The sequence below is a fragment of the Streptococcus sp. Marseille-Q6379 genome, assembly GCF_965119505.1.
Genome location: NZ_CBCPLV010000001.1, coordinates 819,540 through 843,172 on the forward strand (window position 1 = coordinate 819,540; position 23,633 = coordinate 843,172).

At 39.5% G+C, this 23,633-nt stretch carries 9 protein-coding genes and 4 pseudogenes; 9 read left to right on the forward strand and 4 right to left on the reverse strand.

Translation table 11 applies throughout. The features are described from left to right. Positions 1-127 precede the first annotated feature (127 nt). On the reverse strand, positions 128-811 hold the full coding sequence (locus ACWPVZ_RS04165; RefSeq protein ID WP_454381057.1) for a DUF4956 domain-containing protein: 684 nt from the start codon (positions 809-811) through the stop codon (positions 128-130). After that, entirely contained in the window at positions 804-1,583 is a 780-nt protein-coding gene (locus ACWPVZ_RS04170; protein WP_454381059.1) for a polyphosphate polymerase domain-containing protein, read from the reverse strand. The genes ACWPVZ_RS04165 and ACWPVZ_RS04170 overlap by 8 nt, the downstream gene beginning before the upstream one ends. Before the next feature lie 322 nt (positions 1,584-1,905). Between ACWPVZ_RS04170 and ACWPVZ_RS04175 the strand changes: the two genes are divergently transcribed. The 4 genes from ACWPVZ_RS04175 to ACWPVZ_RS04190 all read left to right on the forward strand — a co-directional run bounded on the left by ACWPVZ_RS04175 (position 1,906) and on the right by ACWPVZ_RS04190 (position 13,980). Continuing rightward, positions 1,906-3,186 (forward strand): carbohydrate-binding domain-containing protein, encoded by a 1,281-nt coding sequence (locus tag ACWPVZ_RS04175; RefSeq protein WP_454381061.1) that lies wholly within the window; start codon positions 1,906-1,908, stop codon positions 3,184-3,186. 33 nt (positions 3,187-3,219) lie between these two features. Continuing rightward, positions 3,220-4,242, forward strand: a complete 1,023-nt coding sequence (locus ACWPVZ_RS04180) for a glycosyltransferase (protein WP_155222235.1) — start codon at positions 3,220-3,222, stop codon at positions 4,240-4,242. Between the two features lie 273 nt (positions 4,243-4,515). Then, complete coding sequence (locus tag ACWPVZ_RS04185; protein WP_454381064.1) at positions 4,516-8,997, forward strand: glycoside hydrolase family 70 protein; 4,482 nt, start codon at positions 4,516-4,518, stop codon at positions 8,995-8,997. A gap of 426 nt (positions 8,998-9,423) precedes the next feature. Further along, positions 9,424-13,980 carry a glycoside hydrolase family 70 protein gene (locus ACWPVZ_RS04190; protein WP_454381066.1) on the forward strand — a complete coding sequence of 1,519 codons (4,557 nt, stop codon included), beginning with the start codon at positions 9,424-9,426 and terminating at the stop codon, positions 13,978-13,980. Positions 13,981-14,060: 80 nt separating this feature from the next. Here ACWPVZ_RS04190 and ACWPVZ_RS04195 read toward each other — a convergent pair. Next, positions 14,061-14,281 (reverse strand): annotated as a pseudogene (locus ACWPVZ_RS04195) (transposase); the annotation flags it as partial. Positions 14,282-14,372: 91 nt separating this feature from the next. On the opposite strand from ACWPVZ_RS04195, the pseudogene ACWPVZ_RS04200 reads away from it, so the two are divergent. Both ACWPVZ_RS04200 and ACWPVZ_RS04205 read left to right on the forward strand, forming a co-directional pair. Then, positions 14,373-14,582, forward strand: a pseudogene (locus tag ACWPVZ_RS04200) (DUF1129 family protein); the annotation flags it as partial. 241 nt (positions 14,583-14,823) lie between these two features. Then, positions 14,824-15,087, forward strand: coding sequence for a SemiSWEET family transporter (locus tag ACWPVZ_RS04205; RefSeq protein ID WP_060934300.1), 264 nt, complete (start codon positions 14,824-14,826; stop codon positions 15,085-15,087). Between the two features lie 233 nt (positions 15,088-15,320). Here ACWPVZ_RS04205 and ACWPVZ_RS04210 read toward each other — a convergent pair whose 3' ends face one another. Then, positions 15,321-15,860, reverse strand: a complete 540-nt coding sequence (locus tag ACWPVZ_RS04210; protein ID WP_051148714.1) for a DNA-3-methyladenine glycosylase I — start codon at positions 15,858-15,860, stop codon at positions 15,321-15,323. Between the two features lie 51 nt (positions 15,861-15,911). Here ACWPVZ_RS04210 and ACWPVZ_RS04215 point away from each other — a divergent pair. The 3 genes and pseudogenes from ACWPVZ_RS04215 to ACWPVZ_RS04225 form a co-directional block, all read left to right on the forward strand. Beyond that, positions 15,912-17,086 (forward strand): annotated as a pseudogene (locus tag ACWPVZ_RS04215) (IS256 family transposase). A gap of 123 nt (positions 17,087-17,209) precedes the next feature. Continuing rightward, a complete protein-coding gene (locus ACWPVZ_RS04220; protein ID WP_454381068.1) occupies positions 17,210-22,009 on the forward strand; it encodes a glycoside hydrolase family 70 protein in 4,800 nt (1,599 codons plus the stop codon). A 139-nt stretch (positions 22,010-22,148) separates the two neighbouring features. After that, positions 22,149-23,318: pseudogene (locus tag ACWPVZ_RS04225) on the forward strand (FtsW/RodA/SpoVE family cell cycle protein); the annotation flags it as partial. Between the last annotated feature and the right edge of the window lie 315 nt (positions 23,319-23,633).

A 23,633-nucleotide genomic window follows, 5' to 3' on the forward strand; every position in this document is an offset into this window, starting at 1 on the left:
TTGATTTTCATCGATAAGCTAGACTGCCATACTAGGCCGTTAAAAGTGGGGGGTACAGCTAAGTGAAAACACTAACCTCAAAACATGCAAAGACATCTCCGAAATAAGTCGGAGATGTCTTTTTGTCTTACAAATTCTTTTTCTTTTTAGCTTTTTTGGTTAGGGAAAGGTCACAATTTTCAATGCTTGAGATAAGATGATTCGTCAATTGGAAGTCATCCACTTGAGGATTTAAGTCCACTTCGTAGACCAGTTGCATGATTTCACCTCCACCTGTGGTATTAAGGGAAATCAGGTCGCATTCACTTGTGAAATTGAGCAAGGCTTTAGTGATTTTTTGATCGATCAAGTCTTGGTAGGAGACGTTAATGGTCAGGAGTCTACGACGTTGGTTGTCGGTACGACTTTGACGATTTTCCAAAAGAAGCCAAACAGCTAGAAGGAAAATGGTAAAGAGGACAGCCAGTAAGAGATAGCCTGTCCCAGATGCCAGACCAATAATCATGGCCATAAAGACAGCGATTAGTTCTCTAGAACCGCTGGTGGCAGAACGAAAACGAATGAGGCTAAAGGTCCCTGCCACGGCGATAGAGGTTCCCAGACTACCATTGACAAGGAAGATAACTAGGGTCATCAAACATGGAAGTAGGGTCAAACTAATGACAAATTCTCTGGTGTAGAGGGTCCGGTATTTGTAAGTCCAGGTTAAGGCCAATCCTAAAACAAGACTGACCAGTAAGGCCAGCATGAGTTGAAGGGGACTAGCAGTTGCGGTCGCATCATTAAAGATAGAATTGAAGAGATTAGACATAGGCAGCACCTCCTTTTTCTTGAACTGGATGTGGCCCGTAGTCTAGACCTTGAGACTTATGATAGGCGCAGCTGTATTTTGAGAATTTTTGCTCTTTCAAACCATGTTTGTCTAAGATAGCTTGAAGCCAGTCTGGCTTTTTGCCAGGTGCCTTGATTTCCATGATAATCGTATCTTCATCAAGTAGTGGAAAACCATGATTTCCCTTGAAGAGACTGACGTCTTCATCACGGTAAGTCAAATTTTGGTCAAGAGTAACACGAACTTTATTGTAGGCATAGCCTTCGATAGTCTCTTTTTCTTTCATCAAAAAACGGTCGTAGTAGATATACATACGAGGTTTAAGCCCCTCATCATATCGTTGACGTAAGTGGTGGATATCCTGTAATAGCTGGCGGTCAGTGATTTGACCATGATTCTTACCGTCTGTCAGCAAGTTAGTGATGGCAAGCGGTGTTGAAACGAGACGAAACTTATGACCGATTCCTTCATCATCTTTGGCTTTAACCTCTAAAAAGACCTTACTATCAATTTGGGGATTGGCTAGGTAGGTACGCATGCGGATTTTCTCTTGACGGTGATTACCATCTAAGGCATCTTGGATGACGTCAAAATTATCCGTATCAAAGTAAATATTTGAAATGGTAGATGTCGGATAATCATCCTCTACCAAATACTCCTTAAGATCAGTGAGCAGGTCTTCAAGATTTTCCTTTGAGACCACATATTTTGTTTCAATACGTTTAAAACGTGTTTCCAATTGTTTAACCATGAAAAAACTCCTTTTATAGATAAGATACAAAGCCGTAAAGCAACTTCTATGAAAATAGGGAATCTGTTGCAGGAACATCTATTCCCAAACAGTCGACTTATTGTTTTAATTCTTTTTTATAATAGAAAAGTTGATCGCAAATGTACTATTTCTATAAAGCACTTACTTGCTCGTCTACTAGTCTATGGGATTTTTCTGAAAGTTTTCCTAAGCTAAACTTTCACCAATCTTAACTTAAGATAAGTTTCAGTTAACCTTTAGAATTGTTTTAGGTAAGTCCCGTAAACTGTAATCATCCAAACGAACCCGAGAGGAAAAAAATATGAAATCAAAAAAACTAAAAAAATGGACGACTTTATTGACCTGTGCGACTGCTCTAACAGTCATGACAGCTTGTAGCCAATCAAGCAGTCAGTCAACTGGGACGACGTCAAGCACTACATCAAAAACAAGTGCAGTAACAGTAACGACCAGTAAGAAAACAAATAAGAACAACAGCAACTATTTTACTTCTAAAGATTCTGATACCTCTTATAATGAAAGCTCAGCTACTAAGATTAAGTTATCAGGCTCATCTGCGGATGTTTCAGGTGATGGTGCAGCCCTATCAGGTTCAACCGTAACCATCTCCAAAGCTGGGACCTACGTCATTTCAGGAAAATCCGACGGTGTGCAAATCAAGGTAGACGCTGGTGATTCAGACGATGTCCATATTGTTTTAGATGGCGTTACCATGACAAATACAAATGCAGCAATCAACGCCACAAAAGCTGGTCATGTCTATCTGACACTTAAAGATGGCACTACAAACACACTTTCTGATTCAAGTTCTAATAGTGATGAAGATGCGGATGCTGTGATTTTCTCTAAAGGAGATTTGACCATTAATGGTTCAGGTACTCTAAACATTGATGCTAAGAAAAATAACGGTATTAAAGCCAATGACAGCCTTCATATGACTGGTGGTACCTATAAGATTACCTCAGTTGGTGATGCCTTCAATGTCAATGATGAACTCAACCTCATGGGAACAACCATGACCATTGAGGCTGAAGAAGATGCTGTTAAGGTCGACAATGATGACGACACCTCAGTGGGTACCATGTATCTGTCTGACAATACCATGACCATTAAGGCTGGTGACGATGGTATTCATGCGTCCGGGAACCTGATTATTGATAGTGGTACTTACAAAGTTGAAAAATCAACCGAAGGTATCGAAGGTAAATCTGTGACCATCAATGGTGGAAATATCGATGTCTATGCGACGGATGATGGTGTTAATGCCGCCAATGCTAATGCCAGTCAAAGTGAGATTTTCTTCAAGATGACCGGTGGAACACTGAATGTTGAGGTTGGTGAGGGTGATACAGACCCAATTGATTCTAACGGCGATATTATTGTATCGGGTGGAACAATCAATTTGACTGGTCAGTCTGGTTTTGACTTCGATGGTTCAGCGACCTATACCGGTGGTGACATTACTATCAATGGTGAGAAACAAACTAAGATTGAAAACTCAATGCCTGGCGGCGGTGGCCCTCAAGGTGATGGTGGTCCCCAAGGTGGTGGGCAACCAGGTGGCTTTGGCGGAGGTCACTAAAGAGTCATAGGATGAAACAGAAAGGAAGTGCCTATGTATATTATAATTCCAGCTTATGAACCAGATATACGACTGATCCAGGTGGTTCAAAATATTACCATAAAACTCCCAACAGCCCTTATTATTGTCGTTAATGATGGAAGTGGCCCAGACTATGGCGACTATTATGACGAAACAGCCCTCTTCGGGGCAACCGTCCTAAGTCATCCGGTCAATAAGGGTAAAGGAGCAGCTCTCAAGACTGCTTTCGCTTATATTCAAGAAGAAGTGGTTAGCCAACATCAATCAGCTCAACCTATAGTCACGGTCGACAGTGATGGTCAACATCTAATTAAGGATATTGTCCGTGTGGCCAAGGCAACCGAGGAAAATCCAAGTCATCTTGTCTTGGGTGCGCGTGCCTTTGTTGGTAAGGTACCAGCACGTAGCCGCTTTGGAAATAAGGTGACTGCAGGGCTCTTCCATCTGATAACTGGTCAGAAGGTAACAGATACTCAGACAGGACTTCGAGGTATGTCAACCAACCTGATTCCATGGCTTCTTAATCTGGATGGCAATCGTTTTGAGTATGAGTTTAATATGTTGCTTGAAGCCAAAAAGTCAGGCCACCAAATCTCTGAAGTCCCTATCGAGACCGTTTATCTGGAGGAGAATAAAAGCTCGCACTTTCGGCCCATTCGTGATTCCATCCGTATTTACAGCCCTTTTTTAAAGTTCTCTGGCACGGCCGTCTTGGCCTCAGTCATTGATGCAACAGCCTTATTTGTACTCTTTGCCTTGACGAAAAATCTCCTCCTTTCGGTCGTGCTAGCTCGTGTGATTTCGGCTTCCAGCCAGTGTTTTCTGAACGCTAATGTGGTCTTTAATCCGACAAGCTCCCTCTTTAGGTCAAGTGTTCGCTACTTTATGTTAGTCCTGGTCCTCTTGGCCTGTAACTATTTCTTACTTAGTAGTCTAGTTGCTATTGGTTTAGGACTAGTTGTGGCAAAATTGGTCACAGAAACCTTGCTCTTTTTAGTCAGCTACAGGGTCCAACATAATGTGGTTTTTGCTTAATAGCTGACTTGAAAATCGCTAAGTGATTGAATAGAGATAGCTTATTCACCTCTCGATTACTTCTAAAAATTTTCCTAAAAAATAGAAAAAACTACCGTTTTCGACATTCGGTAGTTTTTAATATTTATCGAAATGTTGTTCAATTTACATTATGATTAAAAAGTTAAAAGGGCTGATAAAGTTTCCAAATGCTTAAAAAAAATATGCTATAATGAAATTGTTTGAATTATGTAGATTTTTATTCAAACGAGGAAAATGAAATGAGGACCGAAAATGGGAAAAAAGGTACATTATAAGCTTCACAAAGTTAAGAAGCAGTGGGTGACGATTGCCGTCACTTCGGCAGCACTTGCCTCTATCGTAGGTGGTGCTACAGTAGCTAATCAAAAGGTTTCAGCCGATGAAACAACGAAACCAGTTGCCTCTACGACAGCTGAAAGCGATGTTGTGGTAGAAACGCATGAAGTAGCCGCTCCTGAAGCAACTGCTACGACAGATGCGACAGCAGTAACAACTGACAAGGCTGCTGATACTACAACAGTCGAAACTCCTGCGGCAGTAACCACTGCAGCAGACACCACTACTAATACGGCAGCACCAGCAGCAACTGATCGTGCAGCAGTAGCAAATGGTGCGACAACAGAAACACCAGCTGCAACTTGGACTGCGACAGATACAACGCTTACAGTAGCTGAAAAACCAAAATCTGGTGTTACTGAAAAAGAAGAAACAGCAGCACTCTCTTTGGACAACATCAAACAAGTTGATGGTAAATACTATTATGTCAAGGAAGATGGTTCATACAAAACAAATTTTGCTGTTTCAGTTAATGGCCAGTTGCTTTACTTCGGTAAAGACGGTGCTTTGACAAGCACATCAACACACTCATTCACACCAGGTACAACTAATCTAGTTGATGCTTTCTCTTCACATAATCGTGCTTACGATTCTAAGAAAGAAAGCTTCGAGTTGGTAGATGGATACTTGACACCAAACAGCTGGTATCGTCCAGTCACTATTTTGGAAAATGGTGAAAAATGGCGTGTATCAACTGAGAAAGACTTTCGTCCACTTTTGATGGCATGGTGGCCTGATGTAGATACACAAGTTGCCTACCTCAATACTTTCTCTAAACACTTTAACCTTAACGCAACTTATTCAACCAGCCAAAGTCAATCTGAATTGAATGCAGCTGCTAAGACAATTCAAATTAAGATTGAACAAGAAATTTCAGCTAAAAAATCAACTGAATGGCTTCGTCAAGCAATTGAGTCTTTTGTAAAAGAACAAGACCAGTGGAATACTACAACTGAAAACTATACCCTTGCTGACCACCTTCAAGGGGGAGCTCTTCTTTATGTCAATAATGACAAGACACCTTGGGCAAATTCTGATTACCGTTTGCTTAACCGTACACCAAGTAACCAAGATGGTTCTCTAAATGGTACAGGAAGATATTTGGGTGGTTATGAATTCCTACTTGCCAATGACGTTGATAACTCAAATCCAGTTGTGCAAGCTGAGCAGTTGAACCAAATTCACTATCTTGTGAACTGGGGATCAATTGTTATGGGTGATAAGGATGCTAACTTTGATGGTATCCGTGTTGATGCAGTTGATAATGTTGATGCAGACCTTCTCCAAGTTTATACAAACTACTTCCGAGCAGCCTTTGGTGTGGATAAATCTGAAGCCAATGCACTCGCTCACATTTCTATCCTTGAAGCTTGGGATTTAAATGATAATGCTTATAATCAAAAACATGATGGTGCAGCCCTTGCCATGGATAATAACCTTCGTTATGCAATTATGGGTGCACTTTATGGATCAGGCTCTTCATTGAAAGATTTGATTACTAGCAGTTTGACAGACCGTACAAATAATAGTAAGTATGGAGATACACAAGCTAACTACATCTTTGCGCGTGCTCATGATAACCTTGTTCAAGATATCATTCGTGATATCGTTCAAAAAGAGATCAATCCAAAATCAGATGGTTATACCATGACTGATGCTGAATTGAAACGTGCCTTTGAAATCTATAATGAAGATATGAAGAAGGCAGAAAAACGTTATACTATTAACAATATTCCAGCTGCCTATGCTTTGATTCTTCAAAATATGGAGCAGGTAACTCGTGTTTATTATGGAGATCTTTATACGGATAACGGCCAATATATGGCTACCAAGTCTCCTTACTACGATGCTATCACAACGCTCTTGAAGAACCGTATGAAATATGTTTCAGGTGGACAATCGATGAAAGTCGACACGTTCAATGGAAAAGAAATCTTGTCATCTGTTCGTTACGGTAAAGATATTATGACTGCTGACCAAACTACGGGTGTAGCAGAAACAAGTAAACATTCTGGTATGTTGACACTTATTGCCAATAATCAGGATTTCTCACTGGGTGATGGTACGTTGAAAGTTAACATGGGTAAACTTCATGCTAACCAAGCCTACCGTCCATTACTTCTTGGTACTGATAAGGGAATTGTCACTTACGAGAATGATGCAGCTGCAGCTGGAAAAATTAAATACACCGATGCTGAAGGGAACTTGACTTTCAGTGGAGATGAAATCAAGGGATATCGAACTGTTGATATGAGAGGTTATCTTGGTGTTTGGGTACCAGTAGGTGCGCCTGATAACCAAGATATCCGTGTTAAAGGTTCAGATAAGAAACTTGACAAGACATTTTCTGCTACTGAAGCATTGGACTCACAAGTTATCTATGAAGGTTTCTCAAACTTCCAAGATTTTGTTGAAAAAGATAGCCAATATACTAATAAATTGATTGCAGAAAATGCGGAACTCTTCAAGTCATGGGGAATCACATCATTCGAGATGGCTCCTCAATTTGTATCGGCTGATGACCGTACTTTCCTTGATTCTGTTATCCAAAATGGCTATGCCTTTACTGACCGTTATGACCTTGCCATGAGTAAGAATAACAAATATGGATCTAAAGAAGATCTTCGTGATGCACTTAAGGCGCTTCACAAGCAAGGTATTCAAGCAATTGCTGACTGGGTTCCAGATCAACTTTATCAATTGCCAGGACAAGAAGTTGTAACAGCAACACGTGCTAATAGTTATGGTACTCCAAAGGCCAATGCTTATATCAATAACACTTTATATGTTGCAAATTCTAAATCATCAGGTAAGGACTTCCAAGCTCAATATGGTGGTGAGTTCCTTGATGAGCTCCAAAAGAAATATCCACAGTTGTTTGAAGATGTAATGATATCAACTGGTAAGAAGATTGATCCATCTGTTAAAATCAAGCAATGGTCTGCTAAGTACATGAATGGTACTAATATCTTGGGTCGTGGTAATCGTTATGTTCTCAGTAACGATGCTACGGGTCGCTATTATCAAGTTACTGATAATGGCATCTTCTTGCCAAAACCTTTGACGGACCAAGGTGGTAAGACAGGTTTCTACTATGATGGTAAGGGTATGGCCTACTTTGATAATAGTGGTTTCCAAGCTAAGAATGCCTTCATTAAATATGCTGGAAATTACTATTACTTCGATAAAGAAGGTTATATGTTAACTGGTCGTCAAGACATCGATAGTAAGACTTATTTCTTCTTGCCAAATGGTATCCAGCTTCGCGATTCTATTTATCAGCAAGATGGTAAATATTATTACTTTGGTAGCTTTGGTGAGCAATACAAAGATGGTTACTTTGTATTCGATGTACCGAAAGAAGGTACCTCAGAAACTGAAGCTAAGTTCCGTTATTTCTCACCAACTGGGGAAATGGCTGTTGGCTTGACTTATGCTGGAGGAGGATTGCAATACTTTGATGAAAATGGCTTCCAAGCTAAAGGTACTAAGTATGTGACTCCAGACGGAAAACTCTACTTCTTCGATAAAAATTCAGGTAATGCCTACACAAATCGTTGGGCAGAAATCGATGGTATCTGGTATGAATTCAACGATCAAGGCTATGCACAAGCTAAGAAGGGTGAATTCTACACAACGGATGGCTCAACATGGTTCTACCGTGATGCAGCTGGTAAAAATGTGACAGGTGCCCTTACTTTGGACGGTCACGAATACTACTTCCATGCAAATGGTGCCCAAGTTAAAGGTGATTTTGTTACTGAAAACGGTAAGATCAGCTACTACACTGTAGATAACGGTTATAAAGTAAAAGACAAGTTCTTCGAAGTGAACGGTAAATGGTACCATGCTGATAAGGATGGTAACCTCGCCACAGGTCGTCAAACGATTGACCACCTTAACTATTACTTCAATGCTGATGGTAGCCAAGTTAAATCTGATTTCTTCACTCTTGATGGTGGTAAGACATGGTACTATGCCAAAGATAATGGTGAAATCGTGACAGGTGCCTATAGTGTTGGTGGTAAAAACTATTACTTCAAAGAAGATGGTAGTCAAGTCAAAGGTGACTTCGTTAAGAATGCTGACGGATCACTCTCTTACTATGATAAAGATTCAGGTGAGCGTCTCAATAACCGTTTCTTGACAACTGGTAACAATGTTTGGTACTACTTCAAAGACGGTAAGGCTGTAACAGGACGCCAAAATATCGATGGTAAAGAATATTACTTTGATAAATTGGGACGCCAAGTTAAAGGTAGCCCAATCAGCACACCAAAAGGAGTAGAATACTACGAATCAGTTCTTGGCGAACGTGTGACAAACACATGGATCACTTTCCAAGACGGTAAGACTGTCTTCTTCGATGAAAATGGTTATGCTGATTTCGATAAATAATCAATCAATCTAATCTTAATCTGAGAGATTAAGGGAAAAACGATATGATTTGACATGAATTTATAGGTGAAATTTCTTGAAAACGAGAATCGTTTAAAGAAATTTCACCTTTTTTTGCTCCTTAAAGAAAAAAATCTGACAAATATCAATTTTGAGTCAGAAAGGCTACAAATGTTATTAAATCAAGTGTTCTAGACATTTTCTAAAAAAATAGTTTCAGTTATCAAATGATATAAAAATGAGAATTGAAAACCTATGAAACAGGCTTATTACAAAAATTTTCTAATATTAATATTATGTTACATATATTTTATAAAAAAACAATTAATTCGAGAAATAGTTAGAAAATAATGATATAATGTAATTGTTTGAAATCGGATAGATTTCAGTCTGATTTTGACAAATAAAATCACGGGGAAAATTATAATGGAAAATAAGGTACACTATAAGCTTCATAAAGTTAAGAAGCAATGGGTTACAATTGCAGTTGCCTCTGCAGCACTTGCTACTGTCGTAGGAGGATTGTCTGCAACAACATCTTCAGTTTCAGCGGATGAAACTCAAGTTAAGACAGTAACTCAACCAAATTCAGATACAACAGCCGATTTAGTTACTTCTACTGAAGCAACCAAAGAAGTCGATAAACGTACAAATACAAAAGAAGCAGATGTTTTGACACCTGCTAAAGAAACAAATACTGTCGAAACAGCAGCTACAACGAATACACAAGCAACAGCTGAAGCAGCTAAAACAGCAACTACTGCTGATGTAGCAGTGGCAGCTGTTCCAAATAAAGAAGCAGTTGTGACAACAGATGCACCAGCTGTTACTACTGAAAAAGCAGAAGAACAACCAGCTACAGTTAAGGCTGAAGTCGTCAATACAGAAGTTAAAGCTCCTCAAGCTGCTTTGAAAGATTCAGAAGTGGAAGCAGCACTTTCTTTGAAAAACATCAAATACACTGATGGTAAATATTACTATGTTAATGAAGATGGTTCACACAAAGAAAACTTTGCCATTACTGTAAATGGTCAATTGCTTTACTTCGGCAAAGATGGCGCCCTTACAAGTTCATCAACACACTCTTTCACACCTGGAACAACAAATATTGTTGATGGTTTCTCAATCAATAACCGTGCCTACGATTCATCTGAAGCAAGTTTTGAATTGATTAATGGTTATTTGACTGCTGATAGCTGGTACCGTCCAGTTTCTATCATCAAAGATGGTGTGACTTGGCAAGCATCAACTGCAGAAGATTTCCGTCCACTTTTGATGGCTTGGTGGCCAAATGTAGATACGCAAGTTAATTACTTGAACTACATGTCTAAAGTCTTCAACTTAGAGGCTAAGTACACAAGCACAGATAAGCAAGCAGACTTAAATCGTGCTGCTAAGGATATCCAAGTTAAGATTGAACAAAAGATTCAGGCTGAAAAATCAACACAATGGTTGCGTGAAACTATCTCTGCCTTTGTTAAGACACAACCACAGTGGAACAAAGAAACTGAAAACTATTCAAAAGGTGGAGGAGAGGATCACCTTCAAGGTGGAGCTCTTCTTTATGTGAATGACTCACGTACACCATGGGCAAATTCTAACTATCGTCTTTTGAACCGTACGGCTACTAACCAGACTGGTACGATTAATAAGTCAGTTCTTGATGAGCAGTCTGACCCAAACCACATGGGTGGCTTCGACTTCTTGCTTGCTAATGACGTAGACTTATCTAACCCAGTTGTTCAAGCGGAACAATTGAACCAAATTCACTACCTTATGAACTGGGGTTCAATTGTTATGGGTGACAAGGATGCTAACTTCGATGGTATCCGTGTCGATGCGGTAGATAATGTCAATGCTGACATGCTTCAACTCTACACAAACTATTTCCGTGAGTACTATGGTGTAAATAAATCTGAGGCGCAAGCTCTTGCTCATATCTCAGTTCTTGAAGCGTGGAGTCTTAACGACAACCATTACAATGACAAGACTGATGGTGCTGCGCTTGCCATGGAAAATAAACAACGTTTGGCCCTCCTTTTCTCATTGGCTAAACCAATTAAGGATCGTACACCAGCTGTAAGTCCTTTGTATAACAATACTTTCAATACGACTCAACGCGATTTTAAGACTGACTGGATTAACAAAGATGGAAGCACTGCCTACAACGAAGACGGTACAGCTAAACAGTCTACAATTGGTAAATACAATGAGAAATACGGAGACGCGTCAGGAAACTACGTCTTTATCCGTGCCCATGATAACAACGTTCAAGATATTATTGCTGAAATCATTAAGAAAGAAATCAATAAAAAATCAGATGGTTTCACTATCTCTGATTCTGAAATGAAGCAAGCATTTGAAATTTACAACAAAGACATGCTCAGCAGCAATAAGAAATATACCTTGAATAACATCCCTGCAGCTTATGCTGTAATGTTGCAGAACATGGAAACGATCACTCGTGTCTACTATGGAGACCTTTATACAGATGACGGTCACTATATGGAAACTAAATCACCATATCACGACACCATCGTTAACTTGATGAAGAACCGTATCAAGTATGTATCTGGTGGACAAGCGCAACGTTCTTACTGGTTGCCAACTGATGGTAAGATGGACAATTCAGATGTTGAACTTTACCGCACAAGTGAAGTCTACACTTCAGTACGTTATGGTAAAGACATCATGACAGCTGACGATACAGAAGGTTCTAAATACAGCCGTACCTCTGGTCAGGTAACTCTTGTAGTGAATAATCCAAAATTGACTTTGCATGAGTCAGCTAAACTTAATGTTGAAATGGGTAAAATCCATGCCAACCAGAAATACCGTGCTTTGATTGTTGGTACAGCTGATGGTATCAAGAACTTTACATCTGATGCAGAGGCAATCGCAGCAGGTTACGTGAAAGAAACAGACAGCAATGGTGTCTTGACTTTCGGCGCTAATGACATCAAGGGTTATGAAACATTTGATATGTCAGGTTTCGTAGCAGTTTGGGTTCCAGTCGGAGCTTCAGATGATCAAGATATCCGTGTAGCACCTTCAACAGAAGCTAAAAAAGAAGGCGAATTGACCCTTAAAGCGACTGAGGCTTATGATTCACAATTGATCTACGAAGGATTCTCAAACTTCCAAACTATCCCGGATGGTTCAGATCCTTCAGTCTATACTAACCGTAAGATTGCTGAAAATGTTGATTTGTTCAAATCATGGGGCGTAACATCATTTGAAATGGCACCACAATTTGTATCTGCCGATGACGGTACCTTCCTTGACTCAGTTATCCAAAATGGTTATGCCTTTGCAGATCGTTATGATCTTGCCATGAGTAAGAACAATAAATATGGTTCTAAAGAAGATCTTCGTGATGCTCTTAAAGCCCTTCACAAAGCGGGTATCCAAGCAATCGCTGACTGGGTTCCAGACCAAATTTACCAATTGCCAGGTAAAGAAGTCGTAACAGCGACTCGTACTGACGGTGCAGGACGTAAGATTGCAGATGCTATCATTGATCACTCACTTTATGTAGCTAACTCTAAGTCATCAGGTAGGGATTACCAAGCTCAATATGGTGGCGAATTCTTAGCTGAACTTAAAGCTAAGTACCCTAAAATGTTCACGGAAAACATGATCTCAACTGGTAAACCAATTGATGATTCTGTTAAATTGAAACAATGGAAGGCTAAATACTTCAACGGAACAAACGTTCTTGACCGCGGTGTTGGCTATGTACTTAGCGATGAAGCAACTGGTAAATATTTCACTGTCACTAAAGAAGGTAACTTCATTCCTCTTCAATTGACAGGAAATGAAAAGGCTGTTACTGGGTTCTCAAATGATGGTAAGGGAATCACTTACTTCGGTACAAGTGGTAATCAAGCTAAATCTGCCTTTGTTACTTTCAATGGAAATACCTATTACTTTGATGCACGTGGTCACATGGTTACAAATGGTGAATACTCACCAAATGGTAAAGATGTTTATCGTTTCTTGCCAAATGGTATCATGTTGAGCAATGCCTTCTATGTTGATGCTAACGGTAATACTTACCTTTATAACTATAAAGGTCAAATGTACAAGGGTGGTTACACTAAATTTGATGTAACTGAAACTGATAAAGATGGTAATGAATCTAAGGTTGTGAAATTCCGTTACTTCACTAATGAAGGTGTCATGGCCAAAGGTGTTACGGTTATTGATGGCTTCACACAATACTTTGGAGAAGACGGTTTCCAAACTAAAGATAAGTTAGCAACCTATAAAGGTAAGACTTATTACTTCGAAGCTCATACTGGTAATGCTATCAAGAACACTTGGAGGAACATCGATGGTAAATGGTACCACTTCGATGAAAATGGTGTTGCCGCTACAGGTGCTCAAGTTATCAATGGTCAAAAACTTTACTTTAATGAAGATGGAAGTCAAGTTAAAGGTGGCGTTGTTAAGAATGCAGATGGTACTTATAGTAAGTACAAAGAAGGTTCTGGAGAATTAGTTACTAACGAATTCTTCACAACTGATGGAAATGTATGGTACTATGCAGGCGCTGACGGTAAGACTGTTACAGGTGCTCAAGTTATCAATGGACAACACCTCTACTTTAAAGAAGATGGAAGTCAAGTTAAAGGTGGCGTTGTTAAGAATGCAGATGGTACCTATAGCAAGTACGATGCTGCAACAGGTGAACGTTTGACTAATGAATTCTTCACAACAGGTGATAACAATTGGTATTACATTGGTTCTAATGGTAAGACAGTAACTGGTGAAGTTAAAATCGGTGCTGATACGTATTACTTCGCTAAAGATGGTAAACAAGTAAAAGGACAAACGGTAACTGCTGGTAATGGTCGTATTAGCTATTACTATGGTGATAGTGGTAAGAAAGCCATCAGCACATGGATAGAAATCCAACCAGGAATCTACGTTTACTTTGATAAGACTGGTATTGCTTACCCACCTAGAGTGTTAAACTAATAGAATAAAATAAAAAGGAGAACTTCGGTTCTCTTTTTTAGGCTCTTTGTCAACTGTAGTGGGTGACGAAAAGTTAACATCTAGAGAGGACCTGGTAGGTCTTCTCTTTTTGTATGTTCAGAATGATGAAAATACGCTTCCTAAAGTTGATAAAATTTCTAAAACCGAAGCCCAGACGTTTAATATCTTTGATAAGCTTATTGGTCCCCTCCAATTTTACATTTGAGTAATGTGTTTTTAGTGCATTTTTGATGTATTGTTTATGTTTAAGAAAAGTCCTAAAGACTGTTTTGAAGTAATGGATACTGTCAATAATATTGTGTAAACACTCAAGTAGAGTTATGGATTGTTAATCAAATAAGCTTTCAAGTGTGTCAGAACATTGGTCAAACCCTTTATGGAAATCAATCCTCGTCATCCTAGCTGCTATGGTTCTCTGGTTGGCTGTCTTCTTCGCAACAAGCTCCCTACCAGCAGTTCTCAATCCAATCCTTGCTCCACCGCCTTTGGTCATTCTAGGAGCAGCCTTCCTCGCCCTTCGCTTCTATCTCAAGAAACGCTTCAATATCCGAAGCGCAAGTGCAGGCCCATCACGTTATTAAGAAGAATAGAAACGTATCCTGGTTCAACATCACAAGAACCGGGATTTTTTACCCTTTACTATTCATTTAATCTTTAAACAATCATGAAAAAATATTTAAGTATATCCAAAACTTTGTAGATTTATCCTCTGCAAAATATAAATATAAACATTTTATTCTATTTTGTACAGAAAATAACAACAAATTAGCATATTCCTTGCCTATTTACAAACATTTTGATACTCTATAGTTGGAGGTGAATATGACAAAACAAAAAATTAATCGAATTGTAGGTTCCATTGGTGCCTTTATTGGAATTGTGGTATTTATTGCCTACATTCCTCAAATTATCGCCAATTTAGAGGGAAATAAAGCTCAACCATTTCAACCTTTATCAGCTGCTATATCTTGCTTAATCTGGGTTATTTATGGATGGACAAAAGAACCTAAAAAGGATTGGGTACTAATCATTCCAAATTCAGCTGGTGTTATTTTGGGTGGACTCACTTTTTTGACCTCACTTTAACAAATCTAATAATATGTATAAAAGAGAGTCGGACAGAAATCGGTAATTTGTTAGAATTCGATTTCGTCGTCCCACCTCCGCACAGTTGAGTAGGGCTGTAAAAGCTGATGAAATCAGCGTAGTAGAGCCCACTCAACCACTATGTCTTGCTCGACAATCCAAAAACAAGAAGAGGCTAGGACTTTTGTCCCAGCCTCTTTTCTCTATTCTCAGATAATTAAACGCTGCACTCACTAACTTCCGCATTTCCCTTCACAATCATTCTCATGGTCATCAACCAGACCTGCCGCCTGTAGGAAAGCTAAAACTGCGACTGGACCTGTAAACTTGAAGCCTCGTTTTTTGAGATCTTGAGATAACTTTTCAGACAAAGGTGTTTTAGCAGGTGCCTGGCTGTGGTCAGGAACATCATTGATGATGGTTTTCTCATCCACAAAAGACCAGAGGTAGGCATCAAAGGGACCGTAGGTTTTCTGGACTTGTAGAAATGCTTGAGCATTGGCACGCGTAGCAAAAATCTTGGCTCGATTTCGAATGATGGTTGGATTGTCTAACAAGTCCTCCAACTCTGCATCCATCATCTCCGCAACACCTTGGACTTGGTAGTTGTAAAATGATTCTCTGAAAGCTTGGCGCTTGTTGAGAACCGTTTCCCAAGACAGACCCGACTGGTAAGTTTCCAAACAAAGTAACTCAAAAAGAGCACGGTCATCATGAAGGGGTTGGCCCCACTCTGGTAGTGTAAAATAAGTTGTGTGAACACAAAAAGGAATAAATCCGTTATGGTAGAGTTGCAACACATTACTAGAAAGAGATTTATTCCTATGACTCAGTTTAGCACAGAACTACTTAACTTCCTAGCCCAAAAGCAAGATATTGATGAATTTTTCCGTACTTCTCTTGAAACGGCTATGAATGATCTGCTTCAAGCAGAATTGTCAGCCTTTTTAGGGTATGAGCCTTACGAAAAAGTAGGCCATAATTCTGGTAATAGTCGTAATGGAACGTATTCACGGAAATTTGAAACCAAATATGGGACTGTTCAGTTAACTATTCCAAGAAATCGTAATGAAAACTTTACCCCAGCTTTGATCCCCTCTTATGGACGTCGAGATGTCTACTTGGAAGAGATGGTTATCAAACTCTATCAAACCGGTGTAACGACTTGAGAAATTAGTGACATCATCGAGAGAATGTATGGTCATCACTATAGTCCTGCCACAATTTCTAATATCTCAAAAGCAACTCAGGAGAACGTCTCTGCTTTTCATGAGAGAAGCTTAGAAGCTAACTACTCTGTTTTATTCCTTGACGGAACCTATCTTCCATTAAGACGTGGAACCGTTAGTAAAGAATGTATTCATATCGCACTTGGCATTACACCAGAAGGACAGAAGGCTGTTCTTGGATATGAAATCGCCCCAAATGAAAACAATGCTTCTTGGTCCACCCTGTTAGACAAGCTTCAAAACCAAGGAATCCAACAGGTTTCTCTTGTAGTGACCGATGGCTTCAAAGGGCTTGAGCAGATGATCAGTCAGGCTTACCCATTAGCTAAGCAACAAGGTTGCTTAATTCATATAAGTCGAAATTTGGCTAGTAAGGTCAAGCGATCTGATCGGGCAGTTATTTTGGAGCAATTTAAAACGATTTATCGTGTTGAAAATTTAGAAATGGCAGTCCAAGCTTTGGAGGACTTTATCACCGAATGGAAACCAAAGTATCAGAAAATAATGAAAAGTCTTGAGATGGCGACAATCTTTTAACTTTTTATCAGTTTCCCTACCAGATTTGGCACAGCCTTTATTCGACAAACCTCATTGAGTCTCTTAACAAAGAAATCAAACGTCAAACGAAAAAGAAGGTTCTTTTTCCTAACGAGGAAGCTCTGGAACGTTACTTAGTTACTTTGTTTGAAGATTATAATTTCAAGCAAAGTCAACGAACCCATAAAGGGTTTGGACAATGTTCTTACACACTTGAAAGCTTATTTGATTAAAACTCCGTAACTCTACTAGAGTGTTTATACAGAATTATTGACAGTATCGCTAAAAAAAAGATATAATAAATGAGTCTTTAAGGTGTAGATTTTTAGACAAAAAATATTGGGGAAAAATTGAATATGGAAAATAAAGTACGCTATAAACTGCACAAAGTGAAGAAGCAATGGGTTACTTTAGCGGTTGCTTCAGCAGCCTTGGCTACCATTGTTGGTGCTAGTGTTACCACGTCTTCACTTGTTTCGGCAGAAGAAATAAATAACTCTAATGCCTCACCTTCAATAACTACAGTCGGGGAAAATACAAATCCTGTAGTTGAGAAAGAAGTTAGTGCAACAACAGAGGTGGCAAGTATTGCAAATGCCACAACGACAGCCAATGCGTCAGTTACTGCTGACAAACCAGCTGAAACACTAGTTCAACCGAGTGCTGGAGTGACTGCAGATAGAGCTGCAACAGTAGATACTGAAGCTAAACCTGAAACGACTGCTAAGCCAGAAGTAGTAGCTAAACCAGAAACAGCTACAACATCGGAAGTAGCTGCAAATGCTGGAGTAGCTGCTCCAACGGCTGAGAAGTCTAAAGAGCTTTCTGAAGCTGAGATTAAGGCTGCAGTCTCACTCGATAATATTAAAAAGGAAAAAGATGGTAAATATTACTATCTTCTAGAAGATGGATCACACAAGAAAAACTTTGCCATTACTGTAAATGGTCAGGTCCTTTATTTTGATGAAAATGGTGCCCTTTCAAGCACATCAACTTATTCATTCACACAAGAAACAACAAATCTTGTCACTGATTTTACTAAAAACAATGCTGCTTATGACTCGACAAAGGCAAGTTTTGAACTTGTTGATGGTTATTTAACAGCTGATAGTTGGTACCGTCCAAAAGAAATCCTTGAAGCAGGAACAACTTGGAAAGCGTCAACTGAAAAAGATTTTCGTCCACTTTTGATGTCTTGGTGGCCTGATAAGGATACTCAAGTAGCTTACTTGAACTACATGACTAAGGCTCTTAGCAATGGTGAAGAAACAAAAGATGTCTTTACGATTGAAAATTCTCAAGCTAGCTTGAATGCCGCTGCTCAAATCATTCAACGTAAGATTGAGGTTAAGATTGCTGCTAATAAGTCAACAGACTGGTTACGTCAGTCAATCGAGGCCTTTGTTAAAGACCAAGATAAATGGAACATTAACTCTGAATCTCCAGGTAAAGAACACTTCCAAAAAGGGGCTCTCCTCTTTGTTAATAGTGATTTAACGAAGTGGGCTAACTCAGACTACCGTAAACTTGACCAAACGGCAACAAGTCGTTTGGCAAACGATAAGATCAAGAGTGGTAGTGATGCTGGTTATGAGTTCTTGCTTTCAAGCGATATCGATAACTCAAACCCAATTGTGCAAGCTGAAATGCTTAACCAATTGTATTACTTCATGAACTGGGGACAAATCGTCTTTGGTGACAAGGACAAAGATGCTCACTTTGATGGTATCCGTGTTGATGCTGTGGACAATGTCAGCATCGATATGCTTCAATTAGTGTCTTCATACATGAAGGCTGCTTACAAGGTCAATGAGTCTGAAGCACGTGCCCTTGCTAATATCTCAATTCTTGAAGCTTGGTCTCAAAACGACCCATATTATGTGGACGAACATAATACAGCTGCCCTTTCTATGGATAATGGTCTCCGTTTGTCTATTGTTCATGGATTGACTCGTCCAGTAACTAATAAAGGTACAGGTGCTCGTAATGCATCAATGAAGGACCTTATTAACGGTGGTTATTTCGGTCTTTCAAACCGTGCGGAAGTTACATCATATGATCAACTTGGTTTTGCAACCTATCTCTTTGTTCGTGCACACGACTCAGAAGTTCAAACGGTTATCGCAGACATTATCAGCAAAAAAATTGATCCTACAACAGATGGATTTACTTTTACATTAGATCAATTGAAACAAGCTTTTGACATTTATAATGCTGATATGTTGAAAGTTGATAAGGAATATACGCATTCAAATATTCCTGCAGCCTATGCTTTGATGCTTCAAACAATGGGTGCAGCAACACGTGTTTATTACGGAGATTTGTATACTGATAATGGTCAGTACATGGCTAAGAAATCACCATACTTTGATCAAATCACAACCCTTCTTAAAGCACGTCCTAAGTATGTAGCTGGTGGACAAACATCTTATATCCACAACCTTGCTGGTGATGGGGTGTCATCTGCGAAAGATAATAAAGAAGTTCTTGTCTCTGTCCGTTATGGTCAAGATTTGATGTCTAAGACAGATACAGAAGGTGGAAAATACGGCCGCAATTCTGGTATGTTGACCCTTATTGCTAATAACCCAGATTTGAAATTAGCAGATGGTGAAACAATTACTGTAAATATGGGTGTAGCCCACAAGAACCAAGCCTACCGTCCACTCTTGCTTGGTACGGATAAAGGTATCGTGTCATCATTGAATGATTCAGATACTAAGGTTGTTAAATATACAGATGCACAAGGAAATCTTGTCTTCACAGCTGATGAAATCAAAGGCTTTAAGACTGTTGATATGAGTGGTTACCTTTCAGTTTGGGTACCAGTAGGTGCGACTGACGATCAAAACGTTCTTGCTAAACCATCAACAAAAGCCTACAAAGAAGGGGATAAGGTTTATAGCTCTTCTGCAGCACTTGAAGCACAAGTGATTTACGAAGGTTTCTCAAACTTCCAAGACTTTGTTAAAGAAGATAGTCAATACACTAATAAATTGATTGCAGCTAATGCAGACCTCTTCAAGTCATGGGGCATTACGTCATTTGAAATTGCACCTCAATATGTCTCATCTAAGGATGGAACTTTCCTTGATTCTATTATTGAGAATGGTTATGCCTTCACAGACCGTTATGACTTTGCCATGAGCAAAAACAATAAATACGGTTCAAAAGAAGATCTTCGTGATGCCCTTAAGGCTCTTCACAAACAAGGTATTCAAGTCATTGCTGACTGGGTTCCAGACCAATTGTATACCCTCCCAGGTAAAGAAGTAGTAACAGCTACTCGTACAGATACACATGGTAAGGTGCTTGATGATACTAGCTTGGTTAATAAACTCTATGTGACAAATACTAAGTCATCAGGAAATGATTTCCAAGCACAGTATGGTGGTGCTTTCCTGGATAAACTTCAAAAACTTTATCCAGAAATCTTCAAAGAAGTTATGGAAGCGTCAGGTAAGACAATTGATCCATCTGTGAAGATTAAACAATGGGAAGCTAAGTACTTTAACGGTACAAATATCCAAAAACATGGTTCTGACTACGTTCTCAGCGATGGTAAATTGTACTTCACCGTTAACGATAAAGGTACCTTCCTTCCAGCAGCCTTGACTGGTGATACAAAAGCTAAAACTGGATTTGCTTATGATGGTACAGGGGTAACTTATTACACAACATCTGGTACTCAAGCTAAGAGTCAATTTGTGACATATAATGGCAAACAGTACTACTTTAACGATAAGGGTTACCTTGTAACTGGTGAACAAGCTATCGACGGTTCAAACTATTTCTTCTTGCCAAATGGTGTTATGTTTACTGATGGTGTTATTAAAAATGCCAAAGGTCAATCATTGGTTTATGGTAAGTCAGGTAAATTGACGACTCAAACTGGTTGGAAAGAAGTTACCGTTAAAGATGATAGTGGTAAGGAAGAAAAATTCTATCAATACTTCTTCAAAGGTGGCATCATGGCTACTGGTTTGACTGAAGTAGAAGGTAAGGAAAAATACTTCTATGACAATGGTTACCAAGCTAAAGGTATCTTCATTCCTACAAAAGACGGCCATTTGATGTTCTTCTGTGGTGATTCAGGTGAACGTAAGTACTCAGGCTTCTTTGAACAAGATGGTAACTGGTACTACGCTAATGATAAGGGCTATGTTGCCACTGGATTTACTAAGGTAGGTAAACAAAACCTTTACTTCAATGAAAAAGGTGTTCAAGTTAAGAACCGCTTCTTCCAAGTTGGTGATGCCACATACTATGCAAACAATGAAGGTGATGTTCTTCGTGGTGCCCAAACCATCAATGGTGACGAGCTCTACTTTGATGAGTCAGGTAAGCAAGTTAAAGGTGAGTTCGTGAACAATCCTGATGGTACGACTTCATACTACGATACAATCACAGGTGTGAAACTTGTTGATACATCATTAGTAGTTGATGGTCAAACCTTTAATATCGATGCTAAGGGTGTTGTGACTAAGGCACATACACCAGGCTTCTATACTACTGGGGACAATAACTGGTTCTACGCAGACTCACATGGTCGTAATGTGACAGGTGCACAAGTTATCAATGGTCAACATCTCTATTTTGATGCTAATGGTCGTCAAGTTAAGGGTGGCTTCGTAACGAACACTGACGGTAGTCGTTCATTCTACCACTGGGATACTGGTGATAAGATGGTTTCTACCTTCTTCACTACTGGTCATGATAAATGGTATTATGCTGATGATAAGGGTAATGTCGTTACTGGAGCTCAAGTAATCAACGGTCAAAAACTCTTCTTTGGTACTGATGGTAAACAGGTCAAAGGTGCCTTTGCAACAAACGCTAATGGCAGTCGCTCATATTACCATGGAGCTACTGGTGATAAGTTAGTCTCAACCTTCTTCACTACTGGAGATAACAACTGGTATTATGCTGATGTCAAGGGTGAAGTTGTTGTTGGCGAACAGACTATCAACGGCCAAAACCTTTACTTTGACCAAACTGGTAAACAAGTGAAGGGTGCCACAGCTACGAATCCTGATGGTTCAATCTCTTACTATGATGTTCATACAGGGGAAAAGGCTATTAATCGTTGGGTTAAAATTCCTTCAGGGCAATGGATATACTTTAACGCCCAAGGTAAAGGCTACGTGTCAAATTAAGATTAATGAATGAAAGAAGTCAATCACTTTTGTGGTTGCTTTTTTCGTAAAAAATTGTCAAACTTTTATACATTCAGGTCATTTGTCTGGCCAAAAAGTGGTATAATAACTCTTGCTAAATCTTTATTTTGGAGTACACATGGCTAAGTCAAAAAATACTATTGAAAGTCGGATAGATTACTCGATTCTCTTGCCAGTCCTTATCCTACTACTGGTTGGTCTGATCTCGGTATTTATCGCAACAAATTTTGATTACCCAAAGAATCTTGTGCAAGTCATGTCTCAGCAAGTACTATGGATTTTTCTAGGTTCAGTACTTGCTTTTGTTGTCATGTTATTTAATACAGAGTTTCTTTGGAAGGCAACCCCCTGGCTCTATATGTTTGGCCTGGGGCTTATGGTTCTACCTCTCGTTTTCTATTCCCCTGCTTTGGTTGCCTCGACAGGGGCAAAAAACTGGGTCAGTATTGGATCAGTAACCCTTTTCCAACCATCTGAGTTTATGAAGATATCCTACATCCTTTTTCTATCGAGAATAGGTGTTTGGGCTAAACAAGGAAAGGAAGTGACCAACCTTCAGGATGACTGGTTGCTACTTTTCCAATATGTAGCGGTCACGCTTCCTGTCCTAGGTTTACTGGTTCTTCAAGGTGATATGGGGACAGCCTTAGTCTTCCTCGCTATTTTAGCAGGTATAATAGTTGTTTCGGGGATATCCTGGCGTATTATCTTGCCGGTAGTTCTAGCTTTTGCAGTGGGATTAGGCTTGTTTGTAATGGTATTTACCACAGATTGGGGTAAGGAAGCTATGCTCAAGATGGGGGTACAAACCTACCAGATTAACCGTATCTCAGCTTGGTTGGATCCCTTCACTTATGCAGATGGTATCGCCTTTCAACAGACACAGGGGATGATTTCGATTGGTACTGGAGGAATCTATGGTAAAGGCTTTAATCATCTGGAGTTGAACGTACCAGTTCGTGAGAGTGACATGATTTTCACAGTTATTGCGGAAGACTTTGGTTTGGTAGGTGGTGGATTGGTTCTTCTAACCTATCTCTTCCTTATTTATCGTATGTTGCGGGTGACATTCAGGTCTAACAATCGTTTCTATACCTTTATTTCGACAGGTTTTATCATGATGATTGTCTTCCATATTTTTGAAAATATTGGGGCAGCAGTGGGAATTCTTCCTTTGACAGGTATTCCTTTACCCTTCATTTCCCAAGGGGGATCATCACTCATCTCTAACTTGATTGGTGTTGGTTTGGTGCTTTCGATGGCGTATCAAACCAATCTCAACGAGGAAAATAAAATTCTCTTGGCAATGTCTCGTCGGATGCGTACGTCTGGAACTAGTCAAGTGAAACCTGTTTCTAAGAGTAAGTCTAAGAAGAACAAGTCTTCGAAGAGTGTTACTAAGGCCTCTCAAGAATTGGGCAAGGCTAAAGATAAGGTTGATAAGGCCACTGAGAAAATGCGTCAAACCATTTCTCAAAATACGCCAAGCATTCATCAAGGCAAGCGTCGTAAGGGTTCAAAAAAGAAACCGACCCGTAAACATTAAGAAGAAGCAAGTTGGTTAATCCAACTTGTTTTTCTTTGAAAAAAATTAAGGTCTGTG

Bases quoted from the DNA above. Each gene is read 5' to 3' on its own strand.
- ACWPVZ_RS04170 (WP_454381059.1), bottom strand. From the start codon at position 1,583: ATGGTTAAACAATTGGAAACACGTTTTAAACGTATTGAAACAAAATAT.
- ACWPVZ_RS04185 (WP_454381064.1), top strand. From the start codon at position 4,516: ATGGGAAAAAAGGTACATTATAAGCTTCACAAAGTTAAGAAGCAGTGG.
- ACWPVZ_RS04205 (WP_060934300.1), top strand. From the start codon at position 14,824: ATGACAAAACAAAAAATTAATCGAATTGTAGGTTCCATTGGTGCCTTT.
- ACWPVZ_RS04220 (WP_454381068.1), top strand. From the start codon at position 17,210: ATGGAAAATAAAGTACGCTATAAACTGCACAAAGTGAAGAAGCAATGG.
- ACWPVZ_RS04180 (WP_155222235.1), top strand. From the start codon at position 3,220: ATGTATATTATAATTCCAGCTTATGAACCAGATATACGACTGATCCAG.
- ACWPVZ_RS04165 (WP_454381057.1), bottom strand. From the start codon at position 811: ATGTCTAATCTCTTCAATTCTATCTTTAATGATGCGACCGCAACTGCT.
- ACWPVZ_RS04190 (WP_454381066.1), top strand. From the start codon at position 9,424: ATGGAAAATAAGGTACACTATAAGCTTCATAAAGTTAAGAAGCAATGG.
- ACWPVZ_RS04175 (WP_454381061.1), top strand. From the start codon at position 1,906: ATGAAATCAAAAAAACTAAAAAAATGGACGACTTTATTGACCTGTGCG.